Source organism: Paenibacillus protaetiae (assembly GCF_004135365.1).
Taxonomy (GTDB): Bacteria; Bacillota; Bacilli; order Paenibacillales; family Paenibacillaceae; genus Paenibacillus_AP; species Paenibacillus_AP protaetiae.
Window position 1 is genome coordinate 806,899 of the sequence record NZ_CP035492.1, and the last position, 14,976, is coordinate 821,874.

General features: G+C 50.7%; 12 protein-coding genes and 1 pseudogene. 12 read left to right on the forward strand and 1 reads right to left on the reverse strand.

The genetic code is table 11. The features are described from left to right. Window positions 1-31: 31 nt before the first annotated feature. Window positions 32-1,585, reverse strand: a complete 1,554-nt coding sequence (locus tag ET464_RS03505) for a YifB family Mg chelatase-like AAA ATPase (protein WP_129438292.1) — start codon at window positions 1,583-1,585, stop codon at window positions 32-34. 323 nt (window positions 1,586-1,908) lie between these two features. On the opposite strand from ET464_RS03505, the gene sucC reads away from it, so the two are divergent. The 12 genes and pseudogenes from sucC (at window position 1,909) to fliF (ending at window position 14,973) form a co-directional block, all read left to right on the forward strand. Further along, complete coding sequence (gene sucC / locus ET464_RS03510) at window positions 1,909-3,069, forward strand: ADP-forming succinate--CoA ligase subunit beta (RefSeq protein WP_129438294.1); 1,161 nt, start codon at window positions 1,909-1,911, stop codon at window positions 3,067-3,069. An 88-nt stretch (window positions 3,070-3,157) separates the two neighbouring features. Then, the gene (sucD, locus tag ET464_RS03515) at window positions 3,158-4,090 is read left to right on the forward strand and encodes a succinate--CoA ligase subunit alpha (RefSeq protein WP_129438295.1); all 933 of its coding nucleotides are present in this window, start codon (window positions 3,158-3,160) and stop codon (window positions 4,088-4,090) included. Window positions 4,091-4,301: 211 nt separating this feature from the next. Then, entirely contained in the window at window positions 4,302-5,429 is a 1,128-nt protein-coding gene (dprA, locus tag ET464_RS03520) for a DNA-processing protein DprA (RefSeq protein WP_129438297.1), read from the forward strand. Between the two features lie 28 nt (window positions 5,430-5,457). Next, on the forward strand, window positions 5,458-7,548 hold the full coding sequence (gene topA / locus ET464_RS03525; RefSeq protein ID WP_129438299.1) for a type I DNA topoisomerase: 2,091 nt from the start codon (window positions 5,458-5,460) through the stop codon (window positions 7,546-7,548). A 152-nt stretch (window positions 7,549-7,700) separates the two neighbouring features. Then, entirely contained in the window at window positions 7,701-9,032 is a 1,332-nt protein-coding gene (gene trmFO, locus ET464_RS03530; protein WP_129438301.1) for an FADH(2)-oxidizing methylenetetrahydrofolate--tRNA-(uracil(54)-C(5))-methyltransferase TrmFO, read from the forward strand. A gap of 36 nt (window positions 9,033-9,068) precedes the next feature. Continuing rightward, window positions 9,069-9,614 carry an ATP-dependent protease subunit HslV gene (gene hslV, locus ET464_RS03535; RefSeq protein WP_129438303.1) on the forward strand — a complete coding sequence of 182 codons (546 nt, stop codon included), beginning with the start codon at window positions 9,069-9,071 and terminating at the stop codon, window positions 9,612-9,614. 27 nt (window positions 9,615-9,641) lie between these two features. After that, the gene (gene hslU / locus ET464_RS03540) at window positions 9,642-11,042 is read left to right on the forward strand and encodes an ATP-dependent protease ATPase subunit HslU (protein ID WP_129438304.1); all 1,401 of its coding nucleotides are present in this window, start codon (window positions 9,642-9,644) and stop codon (window positions 11,040-11,042) included. A 133-nt stretch (window positions 11,043-11,175) separates the two neighbouring features. Continuing rightward, window positions 11,176-11,946, forward strand: a complete 771-nt coding sequence (codY, locus tag ET464_RS03545) for a GTP-sensing pleiotropic transcriptional regulator CodY (protein ID WP_129438306.1) — start codon at window positions 11,176-11,178, stop codon at window positions 11,944-11,946. Window positions 11,947-12,171: 225 nt separating this feature from the next. Then, a pseudogene (gene flgB / locus ET464_RS03550) lies at window positions 12,172-12,581 on the forward strand (flagellar basal body rod protein FlgB). 2 nt (window positions 12,582-12,583) lie between these two features. Further along, window positions 12,584-13,039 (forward strand): flagellar basal body rod protein FlgC, encoded by a 456-nt coding sequence (gene flgC / locus ET464_RS03555; RefSeq protein ID WP_129438308.1) that lies wholly within the window; start codon window positions 12,584-12,586, stop codon window positions 13,037-13,039. 27 nt (window positions 13,040-13,066) lie between these two features. Continuing rightward, window positions 13,067-13,369, forward strand: coding sequence for a flagellar hook-basal body complex protein FliE (fliE, locus tag ET464_RS03560; RefSeq protein ID WP_129438310.1), 303 nt, complete (start codon window positions 13,067-13,069; stop codon window positions 13,367-13,369). A gap of 38 nt (window positions 13,370-13,407) precedes the next feature. Further along, entirely contained in the window at window positions 13,408-14,973 is a 1,566-nt protein-coding gene (gene fliF / locus ET464_RS03565) for a flagellar basal-body MS-ring/collar protein FliF (protein ID WP_129438312.1), read from the forward strand. Window positions 14,974-14,976 lie beyond the last annotated feature (3 nt).

Sequence of the window (14,976 nt, forward strand, 5' to 3'; positions counted from 1 at the left end):
GGCTGTTGTCCTCATGGCTTGAAAGCCATTGTTATTTAACGGCAGCCTGATCCATCCGGCGGTATTGCAGCGCTTCAGCGACATGCTCTTCGCCAATATGCTCACAGCCGCCAATATCCGCAATGGTTCTGGCAAGCCGCAAAATGCGGTCATAAGCCCGCATGCTGATGCCTAGCATCTGGAAAGCCTGATCCATTAGCTCGGCAGCCGGCTTGCTGATATGCGCTGCTCGGCGTAATGGAGCGCCTGACAGCCGGGATATTCCATGGTGGCCATCGCGTGCGTGCCTCGCCGCTTGCCTGGCTCTCGCCTCTTCAACCATATGCCGCATCTCGCGGGACGAGAGGGAGCTTTTGTTATCCGCTGCAGGAGCGGATGCTCGCGGCACTTCCAATTGCAGGTCTATCCGGTCAAGCAGCGGGCCGGAAATTTTGGAGCGGTAACGGGCTATGGAGGTAGGGCTGCATGTGCAATGATTATCGCCGTAATCGTGGCCAAAGTAGCCGCAAGGGCAAGGATTCAGCGATGCGGCAAGCATTATCTGGGCAGGGAACCGAAAAACGGCTTTCGCCCGCGCTATGGTGACCATGTGATCCTCCAGCGGCTGGCGCAGCACTTCAAGCACAGGCCGTGAAAACTCTGCAAGCTCATCCAGGTATAAAATGCCGCGATGCGCAAGTGTCACTTCTCCGGGCTTAGGAATCGAGCCCCCGCCAATCAAGCCTGCGCTCGATATGGTGTGGTGGGGAGAGCGGAACGGGGGAGTTTGAATCAAGCCTGCAGCGTTCCGGTCCAGCTTGCCGGCGGCGCTGTATATTTTAGTAACCTCAAGCGACTCTTCCTCCGACAGCGGCGGCAAAATCGTAGGCAGCCTGCGGATCATCATCGTTTTGCCGGTACCCGGAGGGCCGATCAGCACAATGTTGTGCCTGCCGGCAGCCGCAACGAGCATCGCGCGTTTGGCTTGCTGCTGTCCGATGACGTCGCTATAATCGCCAACTGAAACTTCATCATGGAACGGCTGTTTGGGCGGGTGGCCGTTTACGGAGGAAGGATCGTAGCGGATATGCTCCCAGCCGCTTGTTTCTTTCTGTGCCAAATCCCGCAGATCGGCGATGGCGAACAGCTCCATCCCGCCGATCCATGCCGCTTCTTCCGCGTTGGCAAGCGGGAGAAGCACTTTGCGGATGCCGGAGCGCTTCGCCATTTCAAGCAAGGCAAGAACGCCCGGCACCGGCCTGACTTGTCCGTTAAGCGCTAACTCGCCGATTAGCAGCACGCGCTCCAGCAGCATGCCGTCCAGCTGCCCGCTGGCGGTCAGAATGCCGGCGGCAATCGCCAAATCGAAAGCGGTGCCTTCTTTGCGCAAATCTGCAGGCGCCAAATTGACGGTAATCCGGTCGAGCGGAAATTTATAACCGCTGTTTTTAATGGCAGCGCGCACGCGCTCCACCGATTCCCGGACTGCCGGATCGGGCAGCCCGACCACATTCACTTGCGGCAATCCGCTGGAAATATCGGTTTCCACAAGGATTGACTGGCCTTCGACACCAAGTACGCTTCCGCTGTGCATCAAGCTGTACATAACAAAAAAACACCTCCATCTCAATTCGGATGAAGGTGCTTCCTCACGGATCCGTTCCATTGCATCAGCAATCTTGTACTTCTTTTCTACGATTATATTTTTTTTGCGTTAATTATGCAACAGGAATGCATGAATGCCCGGGAAAACAGCGAATAATAAATAACAGCGTTTTTATTTCATCTCAAATTGAGATGATATCCATATTAAAAAAGCGCTTCATAATGGTCAAAAAAAAACGCCATTGTTCGGAAAAGATGCTACAATAATAGATGTTTGTGTGTACCTAATGACTGATTTAGTCTGCGAAATGGAGGATTTCAAACATGAATATCCATGAGTATCAAGGGAAAGAAGTTTTGAAACAATACGGCGTCTCGGTGCCGGAAGGCAAAGTTGCCTTTACGGTGGACGAGGCTGTCGAGGCCGCACAATCGCTTGGCACGCAAGTGGTTGTTGTGAAAGCACAAATCCATGCAGGTGGACGCGGTAAAGCGGGTGGCGTGAAAGTGGCCAAAAACCTGGATGAAGTGCGTACTTATGCAAATGAAATTTTGGGCAAAGTGCTAGTAACCCATCAAACCGGCCCTGAAGGCAAAGAAGTGAAACGCCTTCTGATCGAGCAAGGCTGCGACATTAAAAAAGAATATTACGTCGGCGTCGTGGTTGACCGAGCTACTGGCCGCGTTGTTATGATGGCGTCTGAAGAAGGCGGTACGGAAATCGAGGAAGTAGCGGCAGCGACTCCGGAGAAAATTTTCAAAGAAGTCATTGACCCGGTTATCGGCCTCCAACCTTTTCAAGCGAAAAAACTTGCATACGCTATCAATATTCCGAATGAGCTCGTCAATAAAGCCGTTCAATTCATGCAAGCGTTGTATGCTGCATTTGTGGACAAGGACTGCTCGATTGCCGAGATTAACCCGCTTGTCGTAACGGGCGACGGCAATGTCATGGCATTGGATGCGAAGCTGAACTTTGATTCCAATGCTCTGTTCCGCCACAAAGACATTCAGGCGCTGCGCGACCTGGACGAAGAAGACGAGAAGGAAATCGAAGCTTCCAAATACGACCTCAGCTACGTTGCGCTTGACGGCAACATCGGCTGTATGGTTAACGGCGCCGGTCTTGCTATGGCTACCATGGACATTATTAAATACTATGGCGGCGAACCGGCTAACTTCCTGGACGTAGGGGGCGGCGCAACGAAAGAGAAAGTAACGGAAGCGTTCAAAATCATCCTTTCCGATACGAACGTAAAAGGTATTTTCGTCAACATTTTCGGCGGCATTATGCGCTGTGACGTTATTGCTGAAGGCGTTATTGCAGCAACGAAAGAGCTGGGCCTCGACAAGCCGCTTGTTGTCCGTCTCGAAGGCACGAATGTAGAGCTCGGCAAAAAAATGCTGAACGAATCCGGCCTGAACATTGTGGCAGCGGATTCCATGGCAGACGGCGCGCAAAAAATCGTCGCTCTTGTTAAATAAGAAGCAATTCTTATCGAAGTAGACTACCGAACAGAAGCGCAGCGCTTTACGCGGCGCCTACGAATTCATTCAGGGGATGTGAGTTTCGATGAGTATTATGGTCAATAAAGATACAAAAGTAATTACCCAAGGGATTACAGGCAAAACGGCCTTGTTCCATGCGAAAGGCGCACTGGATTACGGTACGCAAATGGTTGGCGGCACATCGCCGGGCAAAGGCGGCTCCAAAGTCGACATTACGCTGGAGAACGGCAGCACGGTTTCCTTGCCGGTATTCAATACGGTTGTCGAAGCGGTCAACGCTACCGGCGCTACGGCCTCGGTTATTTATGTACCGCCTGCATTTGCGGCAGATGCGATCCTTGAAGCGATTGACGCTGAATTGGAACTCGTTATCTGTATTACGGAAGGCATTCCGGTGCTCGACATGGTAAAAGTTAAACGTTACCTCGAAGGCAAAAAGACCCGCCTGATCGGTCCGAACTGCCCGGGCGTTATTACACCGGGCGAATGCAAAATCGGCATTATGCCGGGTTATATCCATACGCCTGGCCATGTAGGCGTTGTATCCCGTTCCGGGACGCTCACGTACGAAGCGGTTCATCAGCTGACGACCCGCGGCATCGGCCAATCGTCCGCTATCGGTATCGGCGGCGACCCGGTTAAAGGCACGGAGTTTATTGATGTGCTGAACATGTTTAATGAAGATCCGGATACGTATGCGGTTATTATGATCGGCGAGATCGGCGGCACGGCTGAAGAAGAAGCGGCTGAGTGGATCAAAGCGAACATGAAAAAACCGGTTATCGGCTTTATCGGCGGCGCTACGGCTCCTCCGGGAAAACGTATGGGCCATGCCGGTGCGATCATCTCCGGCGGCAAAGGTACTGCAGCCGAGAAAATCGCTACTCTGGAAGCTTGCGGCATTAAAGTAGCGCCAACGCCTTCCGAAATGGGCTCGACGCTTGTCAGCGTACTTGAGGAAAAAGGCCTGCTCGGCAAATGCGTTACAGTTAAATAAGTTAAACGGAAGCTTAAAGCTTCTATTTTAAAGGTAAGCAACCTTTCTGGACTCTTGAAATAAGAGCGGAAAGGTTGCTTTTTTATTTTCTCATTTTGTAAAACGCGCACGGCAGTCATGATACGAAAATAAGGGCTAAGCTTGCATTCTTTGTTTTTGTAACGCACAATAGAGGGCGAGCCTGCCATGGAAATTAAGGGGCGGTTCATTGATGAGTACAATTGAAGAAATGTGCAGACGTATGATTATTTTGCTGCATGAAACGGCAGGCATCGGCTGGCAGGCTATACAACGGGCGGTTGCCGCCCAAATGTGGCAGAAGGACCATGCATCCGCCGAAGAGTGGCAGCGTATCGGCCTGCTTCCGAAGCAAGCAGCTGCCGCATCGGAACGGATGAAGCATGATCTGGAAGGCTCCCGTTCGCCGTATATCCGGGCAAAACGGATCGGTGCGCATGTCATTACGCGGTTTGATCCGGAGTATCCGGAGCTGTTGAAACATACGCCGCAGCCGCCATGGGTTCTGTACGCTCTTGGCCGCCTTGAATTGCTCACGCGGCCTTCGATTGCGGTTGTCGGGACAAGACAGCCGACTGCATACGGCCGCCACACCGCCGTGAACATAGCTGAGACGCTTTCGGAGAACGGTATGACTGTTGTAAGCGGGATGGCTAGAGGGATCGATTATTGGGCCCATACCGGAGCTCTGAATGGCATAGGCAGTACAGTGGGGGTACTTGCATCTCCCATCGATACATGTTATCCTCCAAATCACTACAATCTGTATCGGCAAATTGAAGAGGAAGGGCTGCTTCTCTCGGAAACCCCTATCGGAGTTTCGCTGCATCCCGGCATGTTCCCGCTGCGAAACCGCATAATTGCGGGGATGACTTTAGGAACGGTTGTAGTCGAAGCGGCATCGCGGAGCGGTTCGCTCATAACAGCACGGGATGCTAATGAGATGAATCGTAATGTTTACGCTGTTCCGGGGCCAGTCTCATCGCCAAAAAGCTCGGGAACGAACGAGTTGATTTTAAACGGTGAAGGGAAAATAACGCTGGGAGTCGAACAAGTGTTAGAAGATTTCGCCTATATGCACGAGGAACTGGCGCTTATAACCGGGCGTTCCGCACGCCGACCGGCAGTAACTGGCACAGAGGCGACGCTTAGCCCGGAGGAAGAGCAAGTGCTGGGCTTGCTCCGGGAAGAGCCGCGCACAGTAGACGAGCTTCAAGGGCTTTCATCCATTCCGTTTGGACTTTTGAACACAGTTCTGATAAATTTATGTATAAAACGGAAAATCGAGCAGCAGCCCGGTTCAATATATATTGCATTGTAACAAGCAGTGGAGAGAGGAGGCGCCACCTATGGCAGATTCGTTAGTTATCGTAGAATCCCCCGCCAAAGCCAAAACAATCGGCAAATACTTAGGCAGCAAATACATTGTGAAAGCTTCGATGGGGCATATTCGCGATTTGCCAAAAAGTCAAACCGGCGTCGATGTTGAGAACAATTTCCAGCCTAAATACATTACGATCCGCGGCAAAGGGAGCGTTCTGAAGGAACTGAAGGATGCCAGCAAAAAAGTGAAAAATGTTTTTCTGGCGGCCGACCCTGACCGCGAAGGCGAAGCCATTGCCTGGCATTTGGCTCATTACTTAGAATTGAACGAATCCGACACATGCCGCGTTGTATTTAATGAGATTACGAAGCAGGCTGTGAAGGACGCTTTTAAAACGCCGCGTAAAATCAATATGGATCTTGTAAACGCACAGCAGGCGAGAAGAATTCTGGACCGCTTGGTCGGTTACAAGATCAGTCCGCTGCTGTGGAAAAAAGTGAAAAAAGGGTTGTCTGCCGGCCGTGTCCAATCGGTTGCGGTAAAGCTGATCATTGACCGCGAGAATGAGATTGACTCGTTCATCCCGGAAGAGTATTGGTCGATAACGGCTAAGCTGATGCATGAGGGTACGCCGTTTGAAGCGAAATACTATTCGCTTGACGGGGAGAAACGTGAGCTTGGCAGCGAACAGGCCATGCAGCAGGTGCTGGATGCGATGGAAGGCGGCAGCTTCCTTGTAGCCGATGTGAAGGAGAAAGAACGGCAGCGCCATCCGGCAGCGCCGTTTATAACAAGTACGCTGCAGCAGGAAGCCGCTCGCAAGCTGGGCTACAGAGCATCCAAGACGATGTCGATTGCCCAGCAGCTTTATGAAGGCGTGGAGCTGGGGAAAGAAGGTACGGTGGGTCTGATTACGTATATGCGTACAGATTCGACGCGTATTTCTCCGGTTGCGCAGGAAGAAGCCAAGGAATACATTACGGAACGTTACGGCGCCTCTTTTGTACCGGAGCAGCCTCGGAACTACACGAAGAAAAACAGCAATGCGCAAGATGCCCATGAAGGCATTCGTCCGACTGCGGTTTCGCGTGATCCGGAATCTATGAAGCCGTATTTGACGCGTGATCAGCTGCGCCTGTATAAGCTGGTTTGGGAACGTTTCGTATCCAGCCAGATGGCATCTGCTGTGCTCGATACGATGACGGTTGATTTGAATTCGGGCAAGGCGACCTTCCGGGCGACCGGTTCGAAAATCAAATTTGCCGGCTTTATGAAGGTTTATGTAGAAGGCAATGATGACGGTACGGAAGAAGAATTCAAGTTTTTGCCGGCGCTTGCCGTAGGAGACCGCATTAGCTCGGATGCCATCGAACCGAAGCAGCATTTTACGCAGCCGCCGCCGCGTTACAGCGAAGCGAGGCTTGTGCGAGCGCTTGAGGAGCTGGGGATCGGACGTCCAAGCACGTACGCGCCGACGCTGGAAACGATCCAGAAGCGCGGGTATGTAGCGATTGAGGAAAAACGGTTTATTCCTACCGAGCTGGGCGAATTAGTCATTCAGCTGATGGTCGAATTTTTCCCGGAAATATTGGATGTGGAGTTTACCGCCCATATGGAAGAAGATCTTGACCATGTGGAAGAAGGCAAGGAAGACTGGGTAAAGGTGCTTGCTTCCTTCTATGATTCGTTCGAGAAGCGGCTTGAAGTCGCGGAAGAAGAAATGAAAGAAATTGAAATCCAAGACGAAGTTTCGGATGAAATTTGCGATAAATGCGGACGCCATATGGTTTACAAAATGGGCCGTTTCGGCAAGTTTTTGGCATGCTCGGGTTTCCCGGAATGCCGCAATACGAAGCCGATTGTGAAAGATATCGGCGTGACTTGCCCGAAATGCCATGAAGGCAAAATTATTGAGCGGCGCAGCAAAAAAGGCCGGATATTTTACGGCTGTGACCAATATCCGGGCTGTGATTACGTTTCTTGGGATAAACCAACGGGCAAACCTTGCCCAAAATGCGAAACGATGCTCGTAGAGAAACGGAGCAAAAACGGCACAAGGCTGCAATGTCCGTCTTGTGATTATTCAGAAGAGGTACAGGACGAAGAGCAAGCTTAGCGACGCACCTCATTCTCCTAACAGGAGAATGAGGTGCTAGGTGTGTCTGTACGGAAAAAAAGCGCGTTACAGACACATGCCAAATTTGCCGGACAAACCGGTATAGCCGGGCCTTAAGGCCGAATAGGTATAAATAATGGAGGTTTAATTACGTGTCACATACTCAACAAGTTACAGTCATAGGCGCTGGCCTGGCAGGCAGCGAAGCTGCATGGCAAATTGCGAATCAAGGCGTGCCGGTTATTTTATACGAGATGCGCCCTGTCCGCCAGACGCCTGCGCATCATACGAAAAACTTCGCTGAGCTGGTATGCAGCAACAGCTTGCGGGCGAACGGCTTGACGAATGCGGTAGGCGTGTTAAAGGAAGAGATGCGCCGGCTGGAATCGCTTGTCATTGGCAGTGCCGACCGCAATGCAGTACCGGCAGGCGGTGCGCTAGCTGTTGACCGGGATCTGTTTTCCGGCGAAATCACAAGGCTGCTGCATGATCACCCGCTTGTCGAAGTACGGAACGAGGAAGTTACGGAAATACCGCAGGACGGCATTGTCGTCATTGCAACCGGCCCGCTGACGGCGCCGTCGTTGTCCGAGCAAATCCGCGGGTTGCTGGGCGAAGAATATTTTTATTTCTATGACGCAGCGGCTCCCATCATTGAGAAAGACTCGATCGACATGAGCAAAGTGTATTTGGCTTCCCGTTATGATAAAGGCGAAGCGGCTTATTTGAATTGCCCGATGACGGAAGAGGAATTCGATGCTTTCCACGAGGCTCTTACGACAGCGGAAACCGCGGCGCTTAAGGAATTCGAGAAGGAAGTTTATTTTGAAGGCTGCATGCCGATTGAAGTAATGGCAAGCCGCGGCAAGCAGACGGTGCTGTTCGGGCCGATGAAGCCGGTTGGCCTTGTCAATCCGCACACCGGTAAACTGCCGTACGCCGTCATTCAGCTGCGCCAGGATAATGCGGCCGGCACGTTGTACAATATGGTAGGCTTCCAGACGCATTTGAAGTGGGGCGAGCAGAAGCGGGTGTTCTCGATGATTCCAGGCTTGGAAAATGCGGAATTTGTCCGTTACGGCGTCATGCACCGGAACACGTTCATTAATTCGCCGCAGCTGCTGCGTCCGACGTATCAAACGAAAAACAGGGAAAATTTATTTTTTGCAGGCCAGATGACCGGGGTGGAAGGTTATGTCGAATCCGCCGCTTCCGGTATGATTGCAGGCATTAACGCGGGCAGACTGGCGCGCGGCCTGGAGCCGGTGGTGCTGCCAGCAGACACGACGCTGGGCAGTATGGCGCATTATATTACAACAGCCGATTTCAAGCATTTTCAGCCGATGAATGCAAACTTTGGACTTTTTCCGCCGCTGGAAAAACGGATCCGCAACAAAAAAGAGAAAAACGAAGCGATTGCAAATCGTGCTTTGGACAGCATCGAAGCGTTTAAACAGCAGTTTTTAGCACCTGCTAATTCATAAATCAATTCGATTAGATCGGCAAAGGAGGCAGATGAGATGGAAATGCAATTTCATGCCACAACGATATGCGCGATTCGCCATGAAGGCAAGGGTGCGATTGCGGGTGACGGCCAAGTTACCTTCGGCAACAGTATGGTAATGAAGAATACCGCCAAAAAAGTAAGAAGGCTGTACAGAGGGCAGGTTGTCGCCGGTTTTGCCGGTTCGGTTGCCGATGCGATCACGCTGTTCGAAAAGTTTGAAGCCAAACTGGAGGAGCATCACGGCAACCTGCAAAGATCCGCAGTGGAACTTGCAAAAGAATGGCGCTCCGACCGGGTATTGCGCAAGCTGGAAGCGATGCTGCTCGTAATGGATAAAACCGGGCTGCTGCTCATTTCGGGCAACGGCGAAGTGATTGAGCCGGATGACGGTATATTGGCGATTGGTTCGGGCGGCAACTTTGCATTATCCGCCGCGCGTGCTCTGAAGCGCCATGCCCCTCAGATGGAAGCAAAAGATATGGCCCGTTCTTCACTGGAAATCGCTGCCGACATATGCGTATATACGAATCATAATATTATTGTTGAAGAGGTAGAATAGCGAACGATAGAGACGGAGGGGAATTTGATGGTGAATGATGGATGGACGCCCAGGCAAATCGTAGCCGAGCTGGATAAGTATATCGTAGGACAAAAGCAAGCTAAACGTTCAGTAGCCATTGCGCTTCGCAACCGATACCGCAGAAGCAAGCTGGATGAAGCGTTAAGGGACGAAATCGTTCCGAAAAATATTTTGATGATCGGGCCAACCGGTGTCGGCAAAACGGAAATTGCCCGCCGTCTCGCCAAGCTGGTGAAAGCGCCTTTCGTCAAGCTGGAAGCCACCAAGTTTACGGAGGTCGGCTACGTTGGCCGCGACGTAGAATCGATGGTCCGCGATCTGGTGGAAACTTCGATACGTATGGTTCGGGAAGAAAAAACGGAGAAGGTGAAAGACAAAGCGGAGTCGATGGCCAATGAGCGGTTAGTGGCGCTGCTTGTGCCGGCAGCGGCCAAATCGAAGTCGCAAAAAAATCCGTTCGAAATGCTGTTTGGCAATAACGGTTCGTCTAAAGAGGAAGAGGAGCAGCCGGAGCAGGATCAATCGGTTTTGCAAAAACGTTCGCAAGTGAAAAAGGATTTGGCGGCCGGTCTGCTTGAAAATGAAGTGGTCGAAATTGAAGTGGAAGACGCGGCTCCTAATATGCTGGATATGCTCGGCGGTCAAGGGCCGGAAGGCATGGGGATGAACCTGCAGGAAATGTTCGGCCAGTTTATGCCGAAAAAAACAAAAAAGCGGAAGCTTCCAATTAAAGAAGCGCGCAAAGTATTAACGCAAGAAGAAGCGAACAAGCTTATTAATATGGACGACGTCATATCGGAATCCGTAGCGCGTGCAGAGCAGTCCGGCATTATTTTCATCGATGAGATCGATAAAATCGCAAGCCCTTCGAAAGGGTCCGGCCCGGATGTATCCCGCGAAGGCGTGCAGCGCGACATTCTGCCTATTGTAGAAGGTTCCACTGTAATGACCAAATACGGCCCGGTACGAACGGATTACGTGCTGTTTATCGCAGCCGGAGCGTTCCATATTGCAAAGCCGTCCGACCTTATTCCGGAGCTTCAAGGCCGCTTCCCGATTCGGGTTGAACTAACAAGCTTGACGCTGGACGATTTTGTGAGCATACTAACAGAGCCGAAAAATGCGTTAACAAAGCAATACGCGGCGCTGCTCGCTACGGAAGGCATCGAAATCGAGTTTTCGGCTGATGCAATCCGGGAGCTTGCTTCAATCGCAGCCGAAGTGAATCGGAATATGGAAAACATCGGCGCAAGACGCCTTCATACGATTTTGGAAAAACTGTTGGAAGATCTGTCGTTTGAAGCGCCGGATATTACACTCGAGCATATGACCATAACGCCGGAATATGTTCGCGAGAAGCTAGGAAGTATTGCCAAGGACCGCGATTTAAGTCAATATATATTGTAGCTTCTATGGCAGACAAAGCGTTACAGCCGCTTGGGCCGTAACGCTTTGTAGCGGAACAAAAGCAAAGCCTCACAGCAATCGTTAGGCTTTGCTTTTGTTCCGCTTGGCGGGATTAGTTTTGGGAGGCAGTAGCATGACATTACTTACAAAAACAAGAACATTAAACAGGCTCCTTCAGCGCGCAGCCGGAAAGCCGCTCAGCTTCCGGGAAATGGCGGAGGTGCTCTGCAGCACGATACAATCTAATGTGTTTGTCGTCAGCCGTAAGGGGAAAATTCTAGGCTGTGCAGCGGTGCAAGCGTTCGACCATGACGCTTTGCGCGCCATGTCGACGGACGAGCTCCGTTTTCCGCTGGCGAGCAACCAGCGTTTTCTCGAGATGCAGGAGGCGGTGACCAATGTGTCCCCGGATTCCGGTGTATCGGAATCTTTCGCCGTGCTTGGCGAACAGGAAATTATGACCGTCGTGCCGATTACAGGCGGCGGTGCACGCTTAGGCACGCTTGTGTTAACCCGCCGCAACGGCGGATTCGACGATGATGATCTGGTATTGGCCGAATATGGCTCTACGATCGTTGGCATGGAAATTTTGCGCGAGCGGGCGGATGAGATCGAACAGGAGGCCCGCAGCCGGGCTGCCGTTTCGGTGGCGATTGGCTCATTGTCGTTCAGCGAACTGGAAGCTGTGGAGCATATATTTGAAGAGCTGGACGGGAAAGAAGGCTTGCTGGTCGCATCCAAAATTGCCGACCGGGTAGGCATCACACGTTCAGTTATTGTAAATGCCCTCCGGAAATTGGAAAGCGCCGGTGTCATTGAGACTAGGTCGCTAGGTATGAAAGGCACTTACATTAAAATACTGAACAGCCAGCTTCTAACTGAACTTGAGAAAATGAAAATGTAAATTGGGTATATTAACCTATTTACAGCATCCTTTAGCCCCATCTCCTAAGATGGGGCTTTTTTCATATTGTAATAATTTAGGAAATTCAGGAATATAGTCATGTCGGCAAATATCGACATGTCTGTCTCATTTTCTTCATTTTTTCTTGTCGAATTAGGAAGGAATGGGCAGGAAAATGTTGAATAGGTAAGTATTACTCAATTATTTGGAAAGTGGTGAAAGTACGTGAATTTGCTAAATGGCGCCGCATTTCAAAGGATGGAAGGTGCGGTAAAAGCTGCAGAAATGCGACAGCAAGTGATTTCTAACAATGTAGCGAACGCCGATACGCCTAATTTCAAACGTTCCGAGCTCGTATTTGAGGAAATGTTAAAGCAGGAAATGGGGGGAATAACGTACAGCTTGCAGGAAATCGGACGGATGCCCGTCATATTCCAATTGGACCAAATCAAACAGCAGTCCCTGATGCTAAACTCGTAACCGATCAGAATACGATCATAGGCAATAACGGTAACAATGTGGACATTGACCGGGAAATGTCACTGCTCGCCAAAAACCAATTGTCCTATAACTTCTATATCCAGCAAATTAATCACGACGTGACTATGATGAGAACGGCAATCGGAGGTGCATAAGCTTGAATATTAATTTTGGCTTCGATATCAGCTCTTCCGCGCTTACGGCGCAGCGCCTGCGAATGGACGTGATCTCGTCGAACATCGCCAACGCCGAAACAACCCGTGCTTCGTATGTCAACGGCCAATATCAGCCTTATAAGCGGAAAGAGGTTGTTTTTGCCCCGATGCAGCAAAGCTTCTCCGACGTGCTGGCGGGTCAGATGAACGGAAATAGTTCTCCGGGCCAAGGGCTTCGAGTCGCCCAAATTAAAGAAGACAATGCTCCTTTTAAACTGGAATACAATCCTTCCCATCCCGATGCTAATGCAGATGGCTATGTCCTGATGCCAAATGTGGATGTGACCAAAGAAATGGTCGATATGATCTCCGCATCCCGGTCCTATGAGGCCAATGTAACGGCGCTTAACGCATCGAAAGCGATGTTCTCCAAAGCGCTGGAAATCGGAAGCAAATAATACGGTGTCTGAAAGGAACGGAACAGCATGATACAAGCACTTGCATTAAACCAGGCAGTCCCTGTTCAAAAACAAGCCGCTTCCCTTGTGCAATCAACGCCAGCGGAATTGAGCCAGTCATTTGGCGACTATTTGCAGAAGGCGCTTGACGGAGTCGGCGCTCAGGAGCAAAACGTACATACCTTAAATGATAACTACTTAGTCGGAAAGGCAAGCGTTACGGATGTGCTTATCGCCACTCAACAGGCAGAGCTCAGTTTGCAGCTTACCTCACAAATCCGCAATAAAGTAATTGACGCATATCAAGAGATCATGCGGATGCAAATCTAACAGATGGACTTGGTATAGTATTTGGGTGAGGTGACAACGTGAACGAAAAAATTGCCCAGTATCGCGGCAGGCTGACGCAGTTTTGGAGCCAAATGGGCAAAAAGCAAAAGCTGTGGCTTGGCGCATCCTTAGGCGTACTGATCATTGCCATTATATTATTGACTTACATATTTACGAGAACCGAATATGAAATCGCGTTCCAAAACCTGGATTCCACCGATGCATCGGCCATTATGAACTATTTGGACAGCAATGGCATTCCGTATAAGCTTGAAGGCGGCGGAACAAGCATCTCGGTGCCAAGCAGCGCAGCAACTCGCGCGAAGGTGAACGTCGGATCGCTTGGACTTGTGCAAAACGGCTCGATCGGCTTTGAAGCGTTCGACACCGGCAGCTCGCAATTCGGGATGACGGAAAATGAATTTAATGTCAAATATTTAAATTCTTTGGACGGAGAAGTTCAACGGCTGTTGAACGCGATGCAAGGCGTGCAGCAATCCCATGTTTTAATCAATTTGCCGGAAGACAGCGTGTTTCTGTCGACGGAAGATAAACGGGGGGCTTCTGCATCCATTACGTTGAAATTTGTAAACGGCTATACGCCAACGCAAAAAGAAATCGACGGTTATTATAATCTCGTCAAAACCGCTGTGCCTGACTTGGCGATCGAGGATATTACAATCTCCAGTCCCAAAGGCGAGCTGTTGGCTTCCGAAGACGGAGCGGTATCTTCCTCCAACACAGATGCGGTTGACGCCCAGTTCAAAATTCAAAAGAAATACGAAACGGACTTGAAAAACAATATCGCACAGTTTCTTGGTCCTATCGTCGGTTCGGATAACCTGGTCATCAGCGTTACGAGCAGCATGAACTTTGACAAGAAGACAACGGAAGAAAATTTGGTTAAGCCGCTGGATAATAACAATAACAACGGCATTATTATCAGCGAGCAGAACGAAACATCGTCTTCCACCGGCGGAAGCGGCGCTGCAGGCGGCGTAGCCGGAACCGGCGAATCGGATGTGGCGAACTATACGGATAATTCGCAGTCGGGCAATTCGTCTTCCGAAAGCAGCTCGCAGATTACTAATTATGAAGTCAACCGGATCAATAACAAAATCGACTCCGCTCCATACGCGCTGAAAGATTTGTCGATTAGTGTAGGCATTGAGCAAAGCAAGCTGTCAGGCACGGCTAAGGATGAAATTACTTCCTATTTGCAGTCGCTTGTTCGCGCCCAGCTCGCCGACTCCGGCCAAGACTTGACCAATGCGGCGCTCGTAAACAGCAAAGTATCGGTAATCGCCCAAACGTTTGCGCAGTCCGGCGAAACTTCATCGGCGAAGACGCTTTCGACGCCATGGATGATCGGAATTGGCGCTGCCGCTCTTGCTGTAATCGGCGGCCTTGTTGTAGCAGTTGCAAGACGGCGCAAAAAACCGGAAGAAGTCATCGAATTCGAACCGCCGGCAAAAGTCGAATATCCTACGCTTGATTTTGAGAGCACCGGCGATAATCAGGCTCGCAAAAATCTTGAAACGCTGGCCAAACGCAAGCCGGAAGAATTCGTTAATCTTCTTCGCACCTGGCTTGTGGAGGAATAGAGG